Here is a 19,585-nt window from a genome sequence, read left to right on the forward strand (position 1 = left end):
ATGACCGTCGGCCCGGTCGCGGCAGGCAACGTCACCTGCTGCTGATGATGTGCGTGTGGTGCGGCGCGGGCGTCATTGCCCACGGCGCTTACGGCTCATGCCCAATGGTTAAGCGTTCGAAACCGCCGAGTAACGACTACTTATGCAGTCCCTTGCATAGGTGCGCGATCAGACGGTGTCGGTCATCCTACGGCCGTTCCGAAGAAACTGCCCAGGGCGTACGTCACACCGGCCGCGGCCCCGCCCAGCGCGAGCTGTCGCAGCCCGCTGAACCACCACGACCTCGCGGTCACCTTGGCGACGATCGCACCGCAGGCGAAGAGCCCGAGGGCGGCGAGCAGCAGGGCGGGCCAGAGGGTGGCGGCCCCCAGCAGATACGGCAGGACGGGGAGCAGGGCGCCCAGGGCGAACGCGCCGAAGCTCGACACGGCGGCGACGAGGGGCGAGGGCAGATCGCCGGGATCGATGCCCAGCTCCTCCCGCGCGTGGATCTCCAGCGCCTGCTCGGGATCCCGGGACAGCTGCCGGGCGACCTCGCCGGCCAGCGCGGGCTCCACCCCGCGGGCCTGGTACAGCAGCGCGAGTTCACGCTCCTCGTCCTGCGGGTGCTTCCTCAACTCCCGGCGTTCGACGTCGAGTTCGGCCTCGACGAGTTCGCGTTGCGAGGCGACGGAGGTGTACTCGCCGGCGGCCATGGAGAAGGCGCCCGCGGCCAGTCCCGCGAGTCCGGTGATGACGACGGTCCGATGCGAGACGGCTCCGCCGGCCACACCGGTCATCAGCGCCAGGTTGGAGACGAGGCCGTCCATCGCACCGAAGACGGCGGGGCGCAGCCAGCCGCCGTTCACGTCCCGGTGGGTGTGGTTGTCACGGTGCGCCTCGTGCAGCGCTGCCTCGGTCTCTATGACGGCCATGCGGGGTCCCCTTGTTTGGACTTCTTCTACTTTTGGACAACCCCGAACCTACGCCGGAAATTCCGCCCCCGCCAGCAAGGAAGGCCGTACTTACCTGCACGTTCGCGTCTGCGGGTATGCGGAAGGGGGCGCCCCGAGTTCCGGGGGCGCCCCCTTCCACATACCCGCAGACGCGGAGCTCAGGACTTCTTGGCCGACCCGGCCCCGTCCTTCTCCTCCACCTTGTCCTCCGGCTCGGCCTCCGCCTTGCCCTCGGCCTTGTCCGCTGCCTCGGTGTCGTCCTCGGACTTCTTGTCCAGGTCCACCGCGGCGCCGTCCTCGGCCGTGTCGTTCGCGTCTTTCGCGTCGTTGGCGTCGTCCGGGTCGCCCGGTTCGACGACCTCCTCGCGGCCCGGCCTGCTGCGCGCCGACAGCACGATGTAGACCACGGCGAGGACGAAGACGACGATCGACGTCCAGCCGTTCAGACGCAGGCCCAGGAAGTGGTGGGCCTCGTCGACACGCATGTACTCGATCCAGAAGCGCCCCACGCAGTACGCGGCGACGTACAGCGCGAAGGCCCGGCCGTGGCCGAGCTTGAAGCGGCGGTCGGCCCAGATCACGAGGAACGCGACACCGACGCACCACAACGACTCGTACAGGAACGTCGGGTGGTAGTAGCCGGGTTCGCGGCCGTCCGTCACGGACGTGATGTGCAGGGCCCAGGGCAGATCGGTCTCGCGCCCGTACAGCTCCTGGTTGAACCAGTTGCCCCAGCGGCCGATGGCCTGCGCGAGGGCGATGCCGGGGGCGAGGGCGTCGGCCCAGGCCGGCAGCGGGATGCCACGGCTGCGGCAGCCGATCCAGGCGCCCACCGCGCCGAACGCGATGGCCCCCCAGATGCCGAGGCCGCCCTCCCAGATCTTGAAGGCGTCGACCCAGTCCTGACCCTCGCTGAAGTACAGCTGGTAGTCGGTGATGACGTGGTACAACCGCCCGCCGACGAGGCCGAAGGGCACGGCCCACACGGCGATGTCCGCCACGGTGCCTGGCCGGCCCCCGCGTGCGACCCACCGCTTGTTGCCGAGCCAGACGGCTACGAAGACGCCGATGATGATGCAGAACGCGTAGCCACGCAGCGGAATGGGGCCGAGGTGCAGCACACCGCGCGAAGGACTGGGGATATAGGCAAATTCCATGGCGGGGTCGACGCTACCCTGCCGGGCGGCACGTACGGCAACCCGCCCGGGCTACGGGTCCATAACGAGACCGGGCGGGACCCCGCCGACCGCGGGGCGTGTCCGCGGGCCCCGCTCCGGGCTCACGCCTTGTCGGCCTGCTGCACCATCTGCTTCAGCTTGGCCGGGGTCATCGTCTGGTCCTGGTAGATGTTCTTCCCGTTCAGCAGGACCGTCGGCGTGCCGCCGAAGCCGCCGCCCTGGAAGGCCTGATGGGACTTGGCGACCCAGCTGTCGTGCGTACCGCCCTCGACGCACTTCTCGAACGCGTCGGTGGTGAGCCCGTCGACCTTGCCCGCCAGCTCGATCAGCTTGCCGTTCTTCGCGTACGCGTCGTCCGCCTCGGCGGGCTGGTTCTCGAACAGCACGTCGTGGTACGCGGGGAACTTCCCGGCGTCCTGGGCGCACGCGGCGGCGTTGGCGGCGCGCAGGGAGCCGCTGCCGCGCATGTTCCCGTCGATCAGGGTCGCCAGGTGGTACTCGACCTTCAGCTGTCCGGACTCCGTCAGCTCATGGACCGTCGAGCGGTAGCGGTCCTCGAAGCTCTTGCAGGCCGGGCAGCGGAAGTCCTCCCACACGGTGAGCGTCGACTTCGCGCTCTCCTTGCCGACGGGGATGGCGAGGCTGTCGTCGCCGTTCGCCCCCGAAGGAGCCGTCAGCGGGCCCGCCTCGGTGTCCGCCTTGTCGCCGCCCGAATTCGCGGCCAGGACGCCGATCACCCCGGCCAGGGCCAGTACGCAGACGATCGCGCCGCCCACCACCAGCACCCGGCGGCGCTTGTCGGCCTTCTTCTGCTTGTCTCGCTCTTCCGCCAGCCGCTCGCGGGCGGTGCGCTTTCCCTCACGGTTCTTCTCGCTCACATCCCGCAGAACGAACCGGGGAGGCGCACCGCGCCTCCCCGGCCCCAGGTCCACCCGTTCGAGTGAGTGAACCGTTCGTCATCCCATCGCGTCATCCCATCGCGTCGTCACACCGCGTCGTCACGTCACGTCGTCACGTCGCGTTGTCACGTCGCGTCGTCACACCGGGCCGCGCACGCCTTTGGCCAGGTCGGCGGCGAGTGCACGGACGGCGTCCAGGCCCGCGTTCTCGTCGGGGGCGTCCAGCATCAGCTTCACGAACGCCGAACCGACGATGACACCGTCGGCGAACCCGGCGACCTCGGCCGCCTGTACGGCGTTCGAGACGCCGAGGCCGACACAGACCGGGAGGTCGGTGGTGGCCTTGGTGCGCCGGACGAGGTCCTGCGCCTGGGCGCCCACGGACGCGCGGGTACCGGTCACACCCATCAGCGAGGCCGCGTACACGAAGCCGGAACCGGCCGCGGTGATCTCGGCGAGGCGGGCGTCCTTGCTGCTGGGCGCGACGACGAAGACGGTCGCGAGACCGTGCTTCTCCGCGTGCTCCCTCCACAGCCCCGACTCCTGCACGGGGAGGTCGGGCAGGATGCATCCGGCGCCGCCCGCCTCGGCGAGCTCGGCGGTGAAGCGCTCGACGCCGTAGCGGTCGATGGGGTTCCAGTACGTCATCACCAGGACGGGCCTGCCGGTCGCCTCGTACGCCTCACGCACCGTGCGCATCACGTCGGCGATCTTGACGCCGCCGCGCAGGGCGATGTCGTCGGCGGTCTGGATGACGGGTCCGTCCAGGACCGGGTCGCTGTGCGGCAGCCCCACCTCGACGACGTCCGCGCCGCCGTCGAAGACGGCCTTGATCGCCGCGATGCCGCCGTCCACGGTCGGGAAGCCGGCCGGCAGGTACGCGATGAGCGCGGACCGGCCCGCCGCCTTCGCGCCGGCGAGGGTGTCACTCAACAGCTGTACGTTGCCGCTCACTTGGCGTCCCCCTCGATCTCGGCGGTGTCGCCGTCTGCGTCCGCCTCGACGACGGCGTCGGCGCCCTCGTCGTACAGGCCGAAGTACCGCGCGGCCGTGTCCATGTCCTTGTCGCCGCGGCCCGAGAGGTTGACGACGATCAGCCCGTCCGGGCCCAGCTCCCTGCCGACCTCCAGGGCTCCGGCCAGCGCGTGGGCGCTCTCGATGGCCGGGATGATGCCCTCGGTGCGGGACAGCAGGCGCAGGGCCTGCATGGCCGCGTCGTCGGTGACGGCCCGGTACTCGCCCCGGCCGCTGTCCTTGAGGTAGGCGTGCTCGGGGCCGATGCCCGGGTAGTCGAGACCGGCCGAGATCGAGTAGGGCTCGGTGATCTGGCCCTCCTCGTCCTGGAGGACGTAACTGCGGGAGCCGTGCAGGATGCCCGGTTCGCCGGCCGTCAGGGTGGCCGCGTGCTCGCCGGTGTCGACGCCGTGTCCGGCGGGCTCGCAGCCGACGAGGCGTACGTCCGCGTCCGGGATGAAGGCGTGGAAGAGGCCGATGGCGTTCGAGCCGCCGCCGACGCAGGCGATGGCCGCGTCCGGGAGGCGGCCCGCGCGCTCCAGGATCTGGCGCCTGGCCTCGACGCCGATGACGCGGTGGAAGTCGCGGACCATCGCCGGGAAGGGGTGCGGTCCGGCGACCGTGCCGAAGAGGTAGTGGGTGCGGTCGACGTTGGCGACCCAGTCGCGGAAGGCCTCGTTGATGGCGTCCTTCAGTGTGCGGCTGCCGGACTTCACGGCGATGACCTCGGCGCCGAGCATGCGCATCCGGGCCACGTTCAGGGCCTGGCGCTCGGTGTCGATCTCGCCCATGTAGATGGTGCATTCGAGGCCGAACAGCGCGCAGGCGGTGGCCGTGGCGACGCCGTGCTGGCCGGCGCCGGTCTCGGCGATGACGCGGGTCTTGCCCATGCGCTTGGTGAGCAGGGCCTGACCGAGCACGTTGTTGATCTTGTGGGAGCCGGTGTGGTTGAGGTCCTCCCTCTTCAGGAAGACCCGGGCGCCCCCGGCGTGCTCGGCGAACCGCTCGACCTCGGTGAGGGAGCTGGGCCGGCCGGTGTAGTGGACGAGCAGGTCGTCCAGTTCGCGGGCGAACTCGGGGTCGGACTTCGCCTTGTCGTACTCGACGGCGACCTCGTCCACGGCGGCGACCAGCGCCTCCGGGATGAACTTGCCGCCGAACGCGCCGAAGTAGCCCTCGGCGCTGGGAACCCGGCCCTCGGGATCGGGAATGAAGAACTCGCTGGACATGCGGTTACCTCGCAGGGGCGTCGGCCCCGGGATAGGTCGGAAGGGGGTCACGTAGGTCTCGTCTGCGGTTCGGCAGCGCCCTTCGGGGGCGCGGGGCCGTGACATGTGCGGCTCCGCCGCGGGGCGCGCCCAGCCCTCACCGGCCCGCGGTTTCACAACGGGCATCCGGCGGAACGTTTGGACGCGGCTCAGCTCACCGCAGGTGACACGCGCCGACGCCATCGCATGCCGTTCACCTGACCGGGCTCGTCACCGATGACGTACCGCACCCGGCGCCCGTGCACGCGCCGCGCGGGCGCCCGGCAGCCACGCGGACGGCAGCCGCGGGCGAGCCGGGCGTACGGGCCGTGGGCCACCGGGAGCCCGGGCCGGGTCGCGGGGCCGGCGGGACTCTGCGGACACTCCCCGACGGCGACGGGCCCCAGGCACGCCGGACCACCGTCGGGGCGGGAGCCCGGACGGGTGGCCGTGGCGGGGGTGCGGTCGGCGCTCATCGGGAGGGGTCAGCCCCGTCCGTGCCGCAGCGCGGGGTGCGCGCCCGCGGCGACCAGGTCGGAGACGGCGGTCTTCGGGTCCCGGCCGGTCACCAGGGACTCGCCGACGAGTACGGCGTCGGCGCCCGCGTTGGCGTAGGCGATGAGGTCGTGCGGGCCGCGGACACCGGACTCGGCGATCTTCACGATGTGCGCGGGGATCTCGGGCGCGATGCGCTCGAAGGTGCCGCGGTCGACCTTGAGGTCCTTGAGGTTGCGCGCGTTGACGCCGATGACCTTCGCCCCGGCGTCCACCGCCCGGTCGATCTCGTCCTCGTCGTGCACCTCGACGAGCGGGGTGAGCCCGATGGACTCGGCGCGCTCGATGAGGGACTCCAGGGCGGGCTGGTCGAGGGCGGCCACGATCAGCAGCGCGAGGTCGGCCCCGTACGCGCGGGCCTCCCACAGCTGGTACGACGTGACGATGAAGTCCTTGCGCAGCACCGGGATGTCGACCCGGGCCCGGACGGCCTCCAGGTCGGCCAGCGAGCCGCCGAAGCGGCGCTGCTCGGTGAGCACGGAGATGACGGCCGCGCCGCCCGCCTCGTAGTCCGCGGCGAGGGCCGCGGGGTCGGCGATCGCGGCGAGCGCGCCCTTGGACGGGCTGGAGCGCTTGACCTCGCAGATGACCTTGACGCCGTCGCCGCGCAGGGCCGCGACACCGTCCTTGGCGGGCTGAGCCTTCGCGGCGCGCTCCTTGAGCTCGTCGAGGCTGACCCGCGCCTGCCGTTCCGCGAGGTCGGCACGGACTCCGTCGATGATCTCGTCGAGCACACTCACGCGAGCGGCCCCCTTCCCAGACGGTGAACGGTTGAAGCAGTTGAAGCGGTTGGTGCGCTTGGTGCGGTTCCGCGTAGACCGGGTTTCGTCGCATCGGGCGAAACCGGTGGTCACTGCGATGGTATCCGCAGGAGGGCTTGGGCCTCACATCCGGTTGACGCCGGTCCCACTACCTGGACGTTCCCTGATTGATCAAGGGTGCAGCCAGCCACCGAACGGCAGGTTCCGGACAACGGTGAAGACCAGCGACAACGCGCCGAGGCTCCACAGCAGGGGCGGGCCGGGATCGATGTCCATCGGCCGGCCGCGGGCCGTGCGGACCACCCAGACGGTCCACAGCGCGGCGAAGACCAGATAGCCGAGCACGGCGAGCGCGTTGGCCCCGAGGGCCGCCCCGAGGTCGCCGTGCACGACGGCGTAAGCGCTGCGCAGCCCTCCGCAGCCGGGGCAGTACAGGCCGGCGTAACGGAGCAGGGGGCAGGCGGGGTAGTGGCCCGGTTCGTTCGGGTCGACGGTTCCCACGTACGCGAAGGCCGCGGCGACGGCCAGGAGGATCCCGCCGGGCACGGCGAGCCGTCGCAGCATCGCAGCGGATCCGGGAGCGGCTCCGGAGGGGTCTCCGGGGGCGGGCGTCACTCTCTGGGATTCGGCGTTCACGCGTCGCATTCTGCCGCGCGGGGGTGCGGGCCGCACGCGGCGGGAGGCGGCCCCGGCGCTGGCTCCACGCGCCGGACCCGCCTCCTGGGCAGCCTGCCGGGGTCAGCTCTCGGCCGACGCCACCTGGTGGGTGGGGTGCGAGTTCTTCGGCTGGCCGAGGCCCGCCGCGCGCATGGCCATGCCGACCACGCCGCCGAGGACGACGATGACCATGCCCGCCCAGAAGCCCAGCGGGCTGGCCAGCACCATGAAGGCACCGGAGACGCAGAAACCGATGAAGGCGATGATGACACCGGTCCAGGCGGCCGGGGTGTGGCCGTGGCTGCTGCCCGCCATGACTTGCTCCTCGTTGCTGTACGTGTGTGAGTACGTGGGTGAGCCGGACGCTCACCCCCATTGTCCCGCACGGGCGTGGGTGAGTTCAGCGGGGGTGCGCGATGGGCTCCCGGCGACCGCGGCCCGCTGGGCGGACGCGGAGGGCTGCGCCCTTTCGGGGGCGCGGGGAACGGCGCAATCTTCTGTCTTTGATCCTTCAGGGGCGCGGGGAACGGCGCAATCTTTTGTCTTTGATCCTTCAGGGGCGCGGGGAACGGCGCAATGGGCGCAATCTCTTCGTCCCCGGACGCAACCCCCCGTGGAACGGTTACGCCCCCGTAGGGTCCTCGCCCCGGTCGAGCGCCTTCCAGATCTCCTCCGGCCGGTCGGGATCGACCGGCGTCCGGGCCCGCCGCGGCCGAGGCGTCCCGTCCCGCTCATACCGCCCCGACATGGTCGGCCAGCCCCGCCCGTACCGCAGCGCCAGCAGCCCCGCGACGAGCAGCAGCAGCCCACCCGCCGCGGCCACGTACGGCCAGCCGGTGTGCGTCATCGTGCCCACGGTCGCGGCGGTGTCCCCGGTCGCCGCCGCGGCCTTCTCGTCCAGCGCGGAGCTGTCGGAGAGGCCGAGGAGCGCCGAGGCGATCGTGCCCGCGCCGGAGAGCGCGAGAAGGCCGGCGACCAGGAAACGCCCGGCCCGGCGGACGGCGAAGACGGCGACGAGGGAGGCGAGTCCCACGATCGCCAGGGCGGCGGGGACGCCCGTGACGTCACTTCCTGAGGCGCTCAGCGGGAAGTCGCCGCCGGCCACGGTCGCCGTGCCGCCCGACCAGCCGCGCCGGGTGGCGAGCAGCACGAGGGCCGCGCCGAGCGCGCCGGACAACAGGGCGACGGCGAGGCTCCGGCGGCCGGCGCGGCCGGGCCCGGGGGCTTCGGATCGGGGGTGCGGTACAGCAGTCACGTACCCCACTATCGCCTGAACTCCGGGCGAACCGTCACCCGAGGACACGTGAGCCACGTCGCACTGACCAGAATTGTCGCCTTGTCGACCTGCTCGCGCGTGCCGCCCCGGGCCCGTCGGAACGGGGCCCGTCAGGAGAGCCGGTTGGCCGTGTGGACCGCGCGCAGGACCGCCGCCGCCTTGTTGCGGCACTCGGTGTCCTCGGCGACGGGGTCCGAGTCGGCGACGACCCCGGCGCCCGCCTGCACGTACGCCGTGCCGTCGCGCAGCAGGGCCGTACGGATGGCGATCGCGGTGTCGGAGTCGCCCGCGAAGTCGAGGTAGCCGACGCAGCCGCCGTACAGACCGCGCCGCGAGGGCTCCAGTTCGTCGATGATCTGCATCGCGCGGGGCTTGGGGGCGCCCGAGAGCGTGCCGGCGGGGAAGCAGGCGGTCAGTACGTCGAAGGCCGTACGCCCCTCGGCGACCCTGCCGGTGACGGTCGACACGATGTGCATGACGTGCGAGTAGCGCTCGATGGACATGAAGTCGACGACCTCCACGGAGCCGGGCTCGCAGACCCGGCCCAGGTCGTTGCGGCCCAGGTCGACGAGCATCAGGTGCTCGGCGCGTTCCTTGGGGTCGCCGATCAGCTCGTCGGCGAGGGCCTGGTCCTCCTGGACGGTGGCGCCGCGCGGCCTGGTGCCCGCGATGGGGTGGACCATCGCCTGCCCGTCCTCGACCTTGACCAGGGCCTCCGGGGAGGAGCCCACGACATCGAAGCCGTCGAAGCGGAAGAGGTACATGTACGGGGAGGGGTTGGTCGCCCGCAGGACCCGGTAGACGTCCAGCGCGCTCGCCGTGCACGCCGTCTCGAAGCGCTGGGAGGGGACGACCTGGAAGGCCTCGCCGGCCCGGATGCGCTCCTTGATGTCGTCGACGGCGACCTGGTAGTCGGGGCCGCCCCAAAGTGCCGTGTACTCGGGGAGTTCGGACGGCGGGAGCGCGGCGGGCGGCTGCGAGACGGGCCGCGACAGGTCCGCCTCCATGGCGTCGAGGCGGGCCACGGCGTCGTGGTAGGCCTCGTCGACGCCCGAGTCGAGGTCGTTGTGGTTGATCGCGTTGGCGATCAGCAGGACCGAGCCGTCCCAGTGGTCCAGGACGGCGAGGTCGCTGGTGAGCAGCATGGTCAGCTCGGGCAGCTTCAGGTCGTCGCGCTCGCCGGGGCCGATCTTCTCCAGGCGGCGCACGATGTCGTAGCCGAGGTAGCCGACCATGCCGCCGGTGAACGGCGGAAGCGCCTGGCCGTGGGCGAGGTCGTGCGGGGTGTGCAGGGTCTCGATGGTGGCGCGCAGGGCCGCGAGGGGGTCGCCGTCGGCCGGGACGCCGACGGGCGGGGTGCCGAGCCAATGCGCCTGTCCGTCGCGCTCGGTGAGGGTGGCTGCCGACCGGACGCCGACGAAGGAGTAGCGGGACCACGTGCGGCCGTTCTCCGCGGACTCCAGGAGGAAGGTGCCGGGGCGCTCGTCGGCGAGCTTGCGGTAGAGCGCGACGGGTGTGTCGCCGTCCGCGAGGAGCTTGCGGCTGACGGGGATGACACGCCGGTCGGTGGCCAGCTTGCGGAAGGTGTCGAGGTCCATGGCCGCTGACCTTACTGATCCACGGCCGGTACGCCGGAACCGGCGTCCCCGGTCCTCTCCGCGAGCAGCACGTCGGCGTCGAAGCAGGTGCGGTCGCCGGTGTGGCAGGCGGCGCCCACCTGATCGACCTTGACCAGCAGGGTGTCGGCGTCACAGTCGAGGGCCACGGACTTGACCCACTGGACGTGCCCTGAGGTGTCGCCCTTGACCCAGTACTCCCGGCGGCTGCGGGACCAGTAGGTGCACCGCCCGGTCGTCAGCGTGCGATGCAGCGCCTCGTCGTCCATCCAGCCGAGCATCAGCACCTCACCGGTGTCGTACTGCTGGGCGATGGCGGGTACGAGCCCGTCGGCGCCGCGCTTGAGGCGTGCGGCGATCTCGGGGTCCAGGCCGCTGGGCCTGCTGGGCGTGGGCGTGCTGGTCATGCCGACCATTGTGCCGCGCCGGCCGTACGCGCCCGGACGGCGTCCACTGGCTGAGAGGGTCGGCCCGACGGGGACCCGTGGACGGCGGACCGGTGGCCCGGAGGAGTGGGCGTACCGCGGGAGCGGTCGTAGGCTGGCAGGCATGTCGACCCATGCGAAGCGTGAACGACTTCTCCTCGCCGATCTGTTGGAGGCCGAGGGACCGGACGCCCCCACTCTGTGCGAGGGCTGGAACACCCGCGATCTCGCCGCCCACGTCGTGGTGCGCGAGCGCCGCCCGGACGCCGCCGGCGGCATCCTGATCAAGCAGCTCGCGTCCCGGCTCGACCGGGTGATGGCGGAGTTCGCCGCGAAACCGTACGAGGAGCTGATCCAGCTCATCCGTACGGGGCCGCCGCGATTCTCGCCGTTCAACCTGAAGCAGATCGACGAGGCGTCGAACGCGATCGAGTTCTACGTCCACACCGAGGACGTACGCCGTGCCCGGCCCGACTGGGTGCCCCGGGTGCTCGACCCGGTCTTCCAGGACGCCCTGTGGTCCCGGCTCGAACGCGTCGCCAGGATGATGGGCCGGGGCGCGCCCACCGGTCTGGTCCTGCGCCGCCCGGACGGCCAGACGGTCGTCGCCCACAAGGGCACCCCCGTGGTCACGGTCACCGGGGACCCCTCGGAGCTGGTCCTCTTCGCCCACGGCCGCCAGAGCGTGGCCGACGTGGAGGTGGACGGCGACAAGGACGCGATCACCAAACTCCAGGAAACCAAGCAACTGGGCCTGTAGGCCGGGCACGTCCCCCGCGCCCTGTACCGCCAGGGGCGCGGGCGGACACCTACAGCGGCAGTTCCGCCCTCCGCAACGCCCCGGACCCGAGCCCCGCCAGCCCTCCGAGCGCACACACGCCCGCACTGGCGACGAACACGGGCCCTGTCCCCCAGAGAGCGACCGCGGCACCGGTCAACGGGAACGTGAGCGGGGCGATGCCCAGGCTGAAGAGGCCGGCCACGGAAGTCACCCGTCCGATGAACGCGGGGTCCGACTCGGTCTGCATCAGCGCCGAGCACAGCGCCCCGCTCAGCCCGGCGAGCAGGCCCACGGCGAGCGCCACGCCGACGGCCGCGGCGAGCGTGGGCGCGTACGCGATCGCCCCGACGGCGACGGCCCCGACGGTGATCGTCGCGGACAGCGCCAGCCCCGCGCGCGGGACCCTTCCCCGCACGGTCAGCAGCAGGGACATCGCTCCCGCCCCGGTCCCGAAGCCGGCCAGCACCCAGCCCATCCCCGAGGCACCCCAGCCGCGTTCGTCCGCGAGGAGGGTGAGTCCGACGTTCAGCGGCCCGACGAACCCGAGGTCGCTCAGCGCGATGACCACCATGAGCCGGGCGAGGACGGGGTTGCGCCGGAGGTAGGTCAGTCCGTCGCGGAGATCCCGTGCGGCCGTCGGCCGTGGAAGCTGTTCCTGTCCGGCGGCCCCCTCCCGTGATCGGTGTCGTATCCGGACGGCCGCCAGCAGCGGCAGCGCGACCGCGAAGAGCAGGGCGGCCGTGCCGAAGGCCGCCGCGGCGCCGCCGAGCGCCACTCCGAGGCCGCCGAGCGGGGCGCCCAGTACGTTCGCGAGCCGGTTCGCCATGCCCCGCATGCCCTGTACACGGGCCAGTTGGCCACGGGCGGTGATCCGGGCCGGCAGCGCACCCAGGGCGGGCATGAGCACGGCGTCGACCACGCCGAAGATCAGGGCGAGCGCCCCGAGCAGCCAGAGCCCGGGGCTGCTCACCAGCAGCAGGGCGGCGACGGCGACCACCGTCGCGCACCGCACGCCGTTGCCGGCGAGCAGCACGCGACGCGGGCCGAAACGGTCGGCGACCACTCCCCCGCCGAGCATGAGCAGAGCACGCGGCAGGGCGCTCGCGGCCATCACGAGCCCGGCCTGCGAGGGCGTGCCCGCCTGCACGGCGGCCCAGGACAGCGCCACGTAGTAGACGTTGTCGCCGATCGCCGAGGAGGCGTACGCGCCGAGCCAGCGCAGGACGTCGGGGTCGCGGTGGGCGGGGCGCTCAGGGGTCGGCGGGGCGGCTTCGGAGATCGCGGGAGTGACGGTCACGTCGGTGGCCTCCTGGGACGCACGGACTGTCAGGCACGGAACGGGAACGCGAGCGCGTGCAGCGCGACGTTCTCGCGCCCCTCGGTCTCGCCCGCGGCCTCGGCGGCCCGCCCCTTCTCGTCGTACTTCTTCGCGAGGGCGAGCAACTCCTCGCTCAGCTCGGCCAGTTCGGCGGCGGTCAGCCGCAGCAGGGACTCGTTGTCCGGGGCCGCGGAGGCCCACTCGGGGCCCCAGGTCAGTCGTTCGTCGAGGTAGCGGCGGTACATGTCGGATCGCTGCTGGTGGAAGAGCCGGGTGGCGGCGAGGTGCGCGGCGGCCCGCTCGGGTGCGTACCGGAAGTCCTCGTCCCTGATGCTCACGCCTTGGGTGGCGGGCTGCCACCAGCGTTCGCGGGCGTCGCCGCTCTGCGGGTCGGCCGCCTCGATCAGCCCGTGCTCGGCGAGCTTGCGCAGGTGGTAGCTGACCAGCGAGACCGCTTCGTCGACCTGCTCGGCGAGCTGGGAGGCGGTGGCGGTACGGGCCACGCACAGGCCTCGGTAGAGCCGCATCCGGAGGGGGTGGGCCAGGGCCTTGAGGGTGCCCAGGTCCGTGATGGGGTGGTTCTCCGTGCCGGTCATGACAACACCGTAGATACGAAAGAAAACTTGTGCAATAAAAACTGCGCAACTTTTCTTGCATAACCGCGTGAAAAGAGCCCCGGCCGCTCAGCGGCCGGGGCTCTCGTCGGTGCGGCGTCGGTGGAACGTCACCGGACGGGGTGGCCCGCCGTCCGCAGCGTCTGCTTCACCTCGCCGATTCGTAGGTCGCCGAAGTGGAAGACGGAGGCGGCGAGCACGGCGTCCGCGCCCGCGGTGACGGCCGGGGCGAAGTCGCCGAGGCCGCCCGCGCCGCCGGAGGCGATGACCGGCACGCTCACGTGCTTGCGTACGGCCGCGATCATCTCCAGGTCGTAGCCGTCCTTCGTGCCGTCGGCGTCCATCGAGTTGAGCAGGATCTCGCCCGCGCCCAGCTCGGCGGCCCGGTGCGCCCACTCGACGGCGTCGATGCCGGTGCCCTCGCGACCGCCGTGGGTGGTCACCTCGAAGGTCCCGGCGGCCGTCCTGCGCGCGTCCACCGACAGGACCAGCACCTGCCGTCCGAAGCGCTCCGCGATCTCGCGGATGAGGTCGGGGCGGGCGATGGCGGCGGTGTTCACGCCGACCTTGTCCGCGCCGGCCCGCAGCAGCTTGTCGACGTCCTCGGCGGTGCGTACGCCGCCGCCCACCGTGAGCGGGATGAACACCTGCTCGGCGGTGCGGCGCACCACGTCGTAGGTGGTCTCACGGTTGCCGGAGGACGCGGTGATGTCCAGGAACGTCAGCTCGTCGGCACCCTCGGCGTCGTAGACCTTGGCCATCTCGACGGGGTCGCCCGCGTCGCGCAGGTTCTGGAAGTTGACACCCTTGACGACCCGGCCGTTGTCGACGTCCAGGCAGGGGATGACACGTACGGCGAGGGTCATGACGCGGACTCCGCGCCGGACTCCGCCCCGGACGCCGCCTCCCGGTACGCCTCCACCTCGACCTCGACCACCAGGCCTGGGTCCACGAAACCGGAGACGATGATCATCGAGGCGGCCGGCCGGACCGCGTCGAAGAACTCCTTGTGGGCGCGGCCGATGTCCTCCACGTCCCGGGCGTGCGTGAGGTACATGCGCGTACGGACGACGTGCTCGCGGCCGAGGCCGAGCTGCTCCAGGGCCGCGAGGGCGACCTTGAAGGAGTTGACGGCCTGCTCGTACGGGTCGCCGCCGGCGATCTGGCCGTCCACCACGGAGGTGCAGCCGGAGACCAGGACCAGGCCGTTCGGCAGTTCCACCGCGCGGGAGTAGCCGAAGGCCTCCTCCCAGGGGGCGCCGGTCGTGACGCGTCGCACGGCACTCATCCGGCCACCGCCGCGAGTGCCTCTTCCAGGGTGAACGCCTTGGCGTACAGGGCCTTTCCGACGATCGCGCCCTCGACGCCGAGGGGCACGAGGTCGGCGATGGCCCGCAGGTCGTCCAGCGACGAGACGCCTCCGGAAGCGACGACGGGGCGGTCGGTGGCCGCGCAGACGTTCTTCAGGAGGTCCAGGTTCGGGCCCTGGAGGGTGCCGTCCTTGGCGATGTCGGTGACGACGTACCGCGCGCAGCCCTCCTTGTCGAGGCGCTCCAGCGTCTCGTAGAGGTCGCCGCCGTCCCGCGTCCAGCCACGGCCGCGCAGGGTGGTGCCGCGTACGTCGAGGCCGACCGCGATCTGGTCGCCGTGCTCGGCGATGACCTTGGCGACCCACTCGGGGGTCTCCAGGGCGGCGGTGCCGAGGTTGACGCGGGTGCAGCCGGTGGCGAGAGCGGCGGCGAGCGTGTCGTCGTCGCGGATGCCGCCGGACAGTTCCACCTTGATGTCCATGGCGCGGGCGACCTCGGCGATCAGCGCGCGGTTGTCGCCCGTGCCGAACGCGGCGTCCAGGTCCACCAGGTGCAGCCACTCGGCGCCGGACCGCTGCCAGGCGAGGGCGGCGTCGAGCGGGGAACCGTACGAGGTCTCCGTGCCGGACTCGCCGTGCACGAGCCGGACGGCCTGGCCGTCACGGACGTCGACGGCGGGGAGGAGTTCGAGCTTGGCCATGGTCTACAGGGTTCCGATCCAGTTGGTGAGCAGCTGGGCTCCGGCGTCGCCGGACTTCTCGGGGTGGAACTGGGTGGCCCACAGGGCGCCGTTCTCGACGGCCGCCACGAAGGGCTTGCCGTGCGTGGACCAGGTGACGAGCGGCGAGCGCATCGCCGGGTTCCCGGTCTCCAGGGACCAGTCGTGGACGGCGTACGAGTGCACGAAGTAGAAGCGCGCGTCGGCGTCGAGGCCGGCGAACAGCTTCGAGCCGGCCGGCGCCTCGACGGTGTTCCAGCCCATGTGGGGCACGATGTCGGCCTGCAGCGGCTCGACCGAGCCGGGCCACTCGTCGAGGCCCTCGGTCTCCACGCCGTGTTCGATGCCGCGCTCGAAGAGGATCTGCATCCCGACGCAGATGCCCAGGACCGGGCGGCCACCGGCGAGACGGCGGCCGACGATCCAGTCGCCGCGCGCCTCCCGCAGGCCCTTCATGCAGGCGGCGAAGGCGCCGACGCCCGGCACCAGCAGCCCGTCCGCGGCCATGGCCTTGTCGTAGTCGCGGGTGATCTCGACGTCGGCGCCCGCACGGGCGAGGGCGCGTTCGGCGGACCTGACGTTCCCGAAGCCGTAGTCGAAGACGACCACTCGCTTGGAAGGGGCGCTCGAAGACGTAACCGCAGAGGCGTCAGGGGTGTCAGGAGTACTCAATTCCACACCTCCAGGCGGACGACACCGGCCACGAGACACATGGCCGCGCCGATGGACAGCAGGATGATGAGGCTCTTGGGCATCTGCTGCTTGACGAAGGAGTAGACGCCGCCGAGCAGGAAGAGCCCGACGACGATCAGGACGGTGGAGAGGCCGCTCATGCCTACAGCGCGCCCTTCGTGGAGGGAAGGATGCCCGCCGCGCGCGGGTCGCGCTCGGAGGCGTACCGCAGGGCCCGGGCGAGCGCCTTGAACTGGCACTCCACGATGTGGTGGGCGTTGCGCCCGTACGGCACGTGCACGTGCAGGGCGATCTGCGCCTGGGCGACGAAGGACTCCAGGATGTGCCGGGTCATCGTCGTGTCGTACTCGCCGATCATCGGCGCCATCTTCTCGGGCTCGGTGTGCACGAGGTAGGGGCGCCCCGAGAGGTCGACGGTCACCTGGGCGAGCGACTCGTCCAGCGGGACGGTGCAGTTGCCGAAGCGGTAGATGCCGACCTTGTCGCCGAGCGCCTGCTTGAAGGCGCCGCCCAGGGCGAGGGCGGTGTCCTCGATGGTGTGGTGCGAGTCGATGTGCAGGTCGCCCTCGGTCTTCACGGTCAGGTCGAACAGACCGTGCCGGCCGAGTTGGTCGAGCATGTGGTCGTAGAAGCCGACGCCTGTCGACACATCGACCTTTCCGCTGCCGTCGAGATCGATCTCGACGACGACGGAGGTCTCCTTGGTGATCCGTTCGACACGGCCGACGCGGCTCATGCGCTCTGCTCCTTCGGGGGTGCGGGGGTGTCCCCCACGGGCACGGATGTCTGCAACTCACTCGGCGACGCACGCGGGGACTCGCGCGGCAGCGCACGCACCGCGTCGAGGAACGCGTCGTTCTCGGCGGGGGTGCCCGCGGTGACCCGCAGCCATCCCGGTACGCCGTTGTCCCGGACCAGGACGCCCCGGTCGAGGATCCGCCGCCACGCCTCGTGCGAGCCGGCCGCGCCGTCGAACCGTCCGAACTGGACGAAGTTGGCGTCGGACTCGGTCACCTCGAAACCCAGCGCGCGCAGTTCGGCCACCAGCCGGTCACGCTCCGTCTTCAGCTGCTCGACGTAGCCGAGCAGGGTGTCGGTGTGCTCCAGGGCGGCCAGCGCGGTCGCCTGGGTGACGGCCGACAGGTGGTACGGCAGCCGTACGAGCTGGACGGCGTCCACGACCGCCGGGTGTGCGGCGAGGTAGCCGAGGCGCAGCCCGGCCGCCCCGAACGCCTTCGACATGGTGCGCGAGACGACGAGATTCGGCCGATCTTCGAGCAGCGGCAGCAGTGACTCACCGTGACTGAATTCGACGTAGGCCTCGTCGACGACGACCATCGCGCCGCCGGTTTCGGCCCTGGCGGCCTGCGCCGCCTCGTACAGCGCGAGGACCGTGGCGGGTGGGACCGCGTTGCCCGTGGGGTTGTTGGGGGTGGTGATGAACACGACGTCGGGCCGGTGCTCGGCGATGGCCTGCTCGGCCGCGGCCGTGTCGATGGTGAAGTCGTCGTTGCGGGGACCGGAGATCCATCCGGTGCCGGTGCCGCGCGCGATCAGCCCGTGCATCGAGTACGAGGGCTCGAAGCCGATCGCGGTGCGGCCGGGCCCGCCGAAGGTCTGCAGCAGTTGCTGGATGACCTCGTTCGAGCCGTTGGCCGCCCACACGTTCTCGACGCCGACCACGTGCCTGCCGGTCTTCGTCAGATAGGCGGCCAGCTCGGTGCGCAGCTCCACCGCGTCCCGGTCGGGGTAGCGGTTGAGGTGCCGCGCGGCCTCGCGCACCCGCTCGGCGATCCGCTCGACGAGCGGTTCGGGCAGCGGGTACGGATTCTCGTTGGTGTTGAGCCGGACGGGCACGTCGAGCTGGGGCGCGCCGTACGGGGACTTCCCGCGCAGTTCGTCGCGGACGGGCAGGTCGTCGATACCGAGGGAACGGCCGGAAGCGGTGTCCGAAGGGCTGCCGGAAGCGGTGTCCGAAGGGCTGCCGGAAGCGCTTCCCGAAGGGCTGCCGGAAGCGCTTCCCGAAGGGCTGCCGTGGGAACGGTCGGGGGTACTCACTTGCCGGGCACCTTCCAGCCGAACCGGGCCTTGACCGCGGCGCCGTGGGCGGGAAGATCCTCCGCCTCGGCGAGCGTCACCACGTGGTGGGCGACCTCGGCCAGCGCGTCGCGGGTGTAGTCGACGATGTGGATGCCGCGCAGGAACGACTGGACGGACAGACCCGAGGAGTGGCAGGCGCAGCCGCCGGTCGGCAGGACGTGGTTGGAGCCGGCCGCGTAGTCACCGAGGGAGACGGGCGCCCAGGGGCCGACGAAGACCGCGCCGGCGTTGGTGACCCGGTCGGCGACCGCGTGCGCGTCGGCCGTCTGGATCTCCAGGTGCTCGGCGCCGTAGGCGTTGACCACCCGCAGGCCCTCCGCCACCCCGTCGACCAGCACGATCGCGGACTGCCTGCCGCCGAGCGCCGGGACGATCCGGTCCTCGATGTGCTTGGTGGCGGCGACCTGCGGCTCCAGCTCCTTGGCGACCGCGTCGGCCAGCGCGAGGGAGTCGGTGACGAGGACGGCGGCGGCCAGCGGGTCGTGCTCGGCCTGGCTGATCAGGTCGGAGGCGACGTGCACGGGGTCGGCGCTGTCGTCGGCGAGAATCGCGATCTCGGTCGGACCCGCCTCGGCGTCGATGCCGATCCGGCCCGCGAAGTAGCGCTTGGCGGCGGCGACCCAGATGTTGCCGGGGCCGGTCACCATGTTGGCGGGCGGGCAGGACTCGGTGCCGTACGCGAACATCGCCACGGCGGTCGCGCCGCCGGCCGCGTACACCTCGTCGATGCCGAGCAGCGCGCAGGCCGCCAGGATCGTCGGGTGCGGCAGGCCGCCGAAGTCGGCCTGGGCGGGCGAGGCGAGCGCGATCGACGCGACGCCGGCCTCCTGCGCCGGGACCACGTTCATGATCACGGACGAGGGGTACACGGACCGGCCGCCGGGCGCGTACAGCCCCACGCGGTCGACGGGCACCCACTTCTCGGTCACCGAGCCGCCGGGGACCACCTGGGTGGTGTGGGCGGTGCGGCGCTGCGCGCGGTGGACGACGCGGGCGCGGCGGATCGACTCCTCCAGGGCCGCGCGCACATCCGGATCGAGCTGTTCGAGCGCGTCCGCGAGGGCCCGCCCCGGAACCCGTACGGACTCCAGGCGTACGCCGTCGAACTTCTCCGCGTAGTCGATCAGCGCCGCGTCACCCCGATGATGCACGGCCTCGCAGATCGGACGCACCTTCTCCAGGGCGGCCGAAACGTCGAAGTCGGCTCGGGGCAGCAGGTCGCGCAGGGCGGGGCCCTCGGGTAGGGCGTCGCCGCGCAGATCGATTCGGGAGATCACATGGTCAATTCTCTCAGACGGCGCTCGGACGTCGGACGGCTGTATCAATCGCTGATACGAGCCCTGGATCACCGGCCGGTACGTGGCTTGATCCCGGCCCCCCGTCGTCACTGAGAGCCACCATCGTCACTCTCGGCGTTCAGGCGCCGACTCAGCGGGCATCACAGGGACGGCTGTACGAACCGGCGGGTAACTGAGGAGTGAGGGAAAA

The 19,585-nt window shown here is 71.7% G+C and carries 23 protein-coding genes; 1 reads left to right on the top strand and 22 read right to left on the bottom strand.

What is annotated here, in order from left to right; translation table 11 throughout:
* Nucleotides 1-182 precede the first annotated feature (182 nt).
* From K3769_RS09065 to hisI, 12 genes are all read right to left on the bottom strand, one after another.
* Nucleotides 183-914, bottom strand: a complete 732-nt coding sequence (locus K3769_RS09065) for a VIT1/CCC1 transporter family protein (RefSeq protein ID WP_267025916.1) — start codon at nt 912-914, stop codon at nt 183-185.
* Nucleotides 915-1,093: 179 nt separating this feature from the next.
* A complete protein-coding gene (lgt, locus tag K3769_RS09070; RefSeq protein WP_267025917.1) occupies nt 1,094-2,092 on the bottom strand; it encodes a prolipoprotein diacylglyceryl transferase in 999 nt (332 codons plus the stop codon).
* Between the two features lie 122 nt (nt 2,093-2,214).
* On the bottom strand, nt 2,215-2,991 hold the full coding sequence (locus tag K3769_RS09075; RefSeq protein WP_267025918.1) for a DsbA family protein: 777 nt from the start codon (nt 2,989-2,991) through the stop codon (nt 2,215-2,217).
* Between the two features lie 159 nt (nt 2,992-3,150).
* Nucleotides 3,151-3,966, bottom strand: coding sequence for a tryptophan synthase subunit alpha (gene trpA, locus K3769_RS09080; RefSeq protein ID WP_267025919.1), 816 nt, complete (start codon nt 3,964-3,966; stop codon nt 3,151-3,153).
* Entirely contained in the window at nt 3,963-5,255 is a 1,293-nt protein-coding gene (gene trpB / locus K3769_RS09085; RefSeq protein WP_267025920.1) for a tryptophan synthase subunit beta, read from the bottom strand. Before trpB ends, trpA begins: the two co-directional genes overlap by 4 nt.
* A 188-nt stretch (nt 5,256-5,443) precedes the next feature.
* Complete coding sequence (gene trpM, locus K3769_RS41085) at nt 5,444-5,611, bottom strand: tryptophan biosynthesis modulator TrpM (RefSeq protein ID WP_369016277.1); 168 nt, start codon at nt 5,609-5,611, stop codon at nt 5,444-5,446.
* A gap of 147 nt (nt 5,612-5,758) precedes the next feature.
* Nucleotides 5,759-6,568, bottom strand: a complete 810-nt coding sequence (trpC, locus tag K3769_RS09090) for an indole-3-glycerol phosphate synthase TrpC (RefSeq protein WP_107017524.1) — start codon at nt 6,566-6,568, stop codon at nt 5,759-5,761.
* 192 nt (nt 6,569-6,760) lie between these two features.
* Nucleotides 6,761-7,234: a DUF2752 domain-containing protein gene (locus K3769_RS09095; RefSeq protein WP_267025921.1), complete on the bottom strand. Its 474-nt coding sequence runs from the start codon at nt 7,232-7,234 to the stop codon at nt 6,761-6,763.
* Between the two features lie 93 nt (nt 7,235-7,327).
* A complete protein-coding gene (locus K3769_RS09100; protein ID WP_189770002.1) occupies nt 7,328-7,561 on the bottom strand; it encodes an HGxxPAAW family protein in 234 nt (77 codons plus the stop codon).
* 307 nt (nt 7,562-7,868) lie between these two features.
* The gene (locus K3769_RS09105) at nt 7,869-8,510 is read right to left on the bottom strand and encodes a TIGR02234 family membrane protein (RefSeq protein WP_267031298.1); all 642 of its coding nucleotides are present in this window, start codon (nt 8,508-8,510) and stop codon (nt 7,869-7,871) included.
* Between the two features lie 122 nt (nt 8,511-8,632).
* Nucleotides 8,633-10,120, bottom strand: coding sequence for an anthranilate synthase component I (locus tag K3769_RS09110; RefSeq protein WP_267025922.1), 1,488 nt, complete (start codon nt 10,118-10,120; stop codon nt 8,633-8,635).
* A gap of 11 nt (nt 10,121-10,131) precedes the next feature.
* On the bottom strand, nt 10,132-10,545 hold the full coding sequence (hisI, locus tag K3769_RS09115) for a phosphoribosyl-AMP cyclohydrolase (RefSeq protein WP_267025923.1): 414 nt from the start codon (nt 10,543-10,545) through the stop codon (nt 10,132-10,134).
* Between the two features lie 142 nt (nt 10,546-10,687).
* Between hisI and K3769_RS09120 the strand changes: the two genes are divergently transcribed.
* Entirely contained in the window at nt 10,688-11,323 is a 636-nt protein-coding gene (locus K3769_RS09120) for a TIGR03085 family metal-binding protein (protein ID WP_267025924.1), read from the top strand.
* 49 nt (nt 11,324-11,372) lie between these two features.
* Here K3769_RS09120 and K3769_RS09125 read toward each other — a convergent pair whose 3' ends face one another.
* The 10 genes from K3769_RS09125 to hisD all read right to left on the bottom strand — a co-directional run bounded on the left by K3769_RS09125 (nt 11,373) and on the right by hisD (nt 19,374).
* Complete coding sequence (locus tag K3769_RS09125; RefSeq protein WP_267025925.1) at nt 11,373-12,641, bottom strand: MFS transporter; 1,269 nt, start codon at nt 12,639-12,641, stop codon at nt 11,373-11,375.
* A gap of 29 nt (nt 12,642-12,670) precedes the next feature.
* A complete protein-coding gene (locus K3769_RS09130; protein WP_267025926.1) occupies nt 12,671-13,258 on the bottom strand; it encodes an ArsR/SmtB family transcription factor in 588 nt (195 codons plus the stop codon).
* Nucleotides 13,259-13,386: 128 nt separating this feature from the next.
* Nucleotides 13,387-14,142: an imidazole glycerol phosphate synthase subunit HisF gene (gene hisF / locus K3769_RS09135; protein WP_267025927.1), complete on the bottom strand. Its 756-nt coding sequence runs from the start codon at nt 14,140-14,142 to the stop codon at nt 13,387-13,389.
* Complete coding sequence (locus tag K3769_RS09140; protein ID WP_267025928.1) at nt 14,139-14,564, bottom strand: RidA family protein; 426 nt, start codon at nt 14,562-14,564, stop codon at nt 14,139-14,141. The genes hisF and K3769_RS09140 overlap by 4 nt, the downstream gene beginning before the upstream one ends.
* Nucleotides 14,561-15,286, bottom strand: a complete 726-nt coding sequence (gene priA, locus K3769_RS09145; protein WP_267025929.1) for a bifunctional 1-(5-phosphoribosyl)-5-((5-phosphoribosylamino)methylideneamino)imidazole-4-carboxamide isomerase/phosphoribosylanthranilate isomerase PriA — start codon at nt 15,284-15,286, stop codon at nt 14,561-14,563. The genes K3769_RS09140 and priA overlap by 4 nt, the downstream gene beginning before the upstream one ends.
* 3 nt (nt 15,287-15,289) lie before the next feature.
* On the bottom strand, nt 15,290-15,976 hold the full coding sequence (gene hisH, locus K3769_RS09150) for an imidazole glycerol phosphate synthase subunit HisH (protein WP_267025930.1): 687 nt from the start codon (nt 15,974-15,976) through the stop codon (nt 15,290-15,292).
* The gene (locus tag K3769_RS09155) at nt 15,973-16,137 is read right to left on the bottom strand and encodes a hypothetical protein (protein WP_189769981.1); all 165 of its coding nucleotides are present in this window, start codon (nt 16,135-16,137) and stop codon (nt 15,973-15,975) included. Before K3769_RS09155 ends, hisH begins: the two co-directional genes overlap by 4 nt.
* A gap of 2 nt (nt 16,138-16,139) precedes the next feature.
* On the bottom strand, nt 16,140-16,733 hold the full coding sequence (hisB, locus tag K3769_RS09160) for an imidazoleglycerol-phosphate dehydratase HisB (RefSeq protein ID WP_107017516.1): 594 nt from the start codon (nt 16,731-16,733) through the stop codon (nt 16,140-16,142).
* A complete protein-coding gene (locus K3769_RS09165; RefSeq protein WP_267025931.1) occupies nt 16,730-18,055 on the bottom strand; it encodes a histidinol-phosphate transaminase in 1,326 nt (441 codons plus the stop codon). Before K3769_RS09165 ends, hisB begins: the two co-directional genes overlap by 4 nt.
* On the bottom strand, nt 18,052-19,374 hold the full coding sequence (gene hisD, locus K3769_RS09170; protein WP_267025932.1) for a histidinol dehydrogenase: 1,323 nt from the start codon (nt 19,372-19,374) through the stop codon (nt 18,052-18,054). Before hisD ends, K3769_RS09165 begins: the two co-directional genes overlap by 4 nt.
* Nucleotides 19,375-19,585 lie beyond the last annotated feature (211 nt).

Origin of the sequence: Streptomyces ortus (assembly GCF_026341275.1) — a bacterium.
GTDB classification, from domain to species: Bacteria; Actinomycetota; Actinomycetes; order Streptomycetales; family Streptomycetaceae; genus Streptomyces; species Streptomyces ortus.

Bases quoted from the DNA above. Each gene is read 5' to 3' on its own strand.
- K3769_RS09065 (WP_267025916.1), bottom strand. From the start codon at position 914: ATGGCCGTCATAGAGACCGAGGCAGCGCTGCACGAGGCGCACCGTGAC.
- lgt (WP_267025917.1), bottom strand. From the start codon at position 2,092: ATGGAATTTGCCTATATCCCCAGTCCTTCGCGCGGTGTGCTGCACCTC.
- trpB (WP_267025920.1), bottom strand. From the start codon at position 5,255: ATGTCCAGCGAGTTCTTCATTCCCGATCCCGAGGGCCGGGTTCCCAGC.
- K3769_RS09095 (WP_267025921.1), bottom strand. From the start codon at position 7,234: ATGCGACGCGTGAACGCCGAATCCCAGAGAGTGACGCCCGCCCCCGGA.
- K3769_RS09100 (WP_189770002.1), bottom strand. From the start codon at position 7,561: ATGGCGGGCAGCAGCCACGGCCACACCCCGGCCGCCTGGACCGGTGTC.
- K3769_RS09110 (WP_267025922.1), bottom strand. From the start codon at position 10,120: ATGGACCTCGACACCTTCCGCAAGCTGGCCACCGACCGGCGTGTCATC.
- hisI (WP_267025923.1), bottom strand. From the start codon at position 10,545: ATGACCAGCACGCCCACGCCCAGCAGGCCCAGCGGCCTGGACCCCGAG.
- K3769_RS09120 (WP_267025924.1), top strand. From the start codon at position 10,688: ATGTCGACCCATGCGAAGCGTGAACGACTTCTCCTCGCCGATCTGTTG.
- K3769_RS09130 (WP_267025926.1), bottom strand. From the start codon at position 13,258: ATGACCGGCACGGAGAACCACCCCATCACGGACCTGGGCACCCTCAAG.
- hisF (WP_267025927.1), bottom strand. From the start codon at position 14,142: ATGACCCTCGCCGTACGTGTCATCCCCTGCCTGGACGTCGACAACGGC.
- K3769_RS09140 (WP_267025928.1), bottom strand. From the start codon at position 14,564: ATGAGTGCCGTGCGACGCGTCACGACCGGCGCCCCCTGGGAGGAGGCC.
- priA (WP_267025929.1), bottom strand. From the start codon at position 15,286: ATGGCCAAGCTCGAACTCCTCCCCGCCGTCGACGTCCGTGACGGCCAG.
- K3769_RS09155 (WP_189769981.1), bottom strand. From the start codon at position 16,137: ATGAGCGGCCTCTCCACCGTCCTGATCGTCGTCGGGCTCTTCCTGCTC.
- hisB (WP_107017516.1), bottom strand. From the start codon at position 16,733: ATGAGCCGCGTCGGCCGTGTCGAACGGATCACCAAGGAGACCTCCGTC.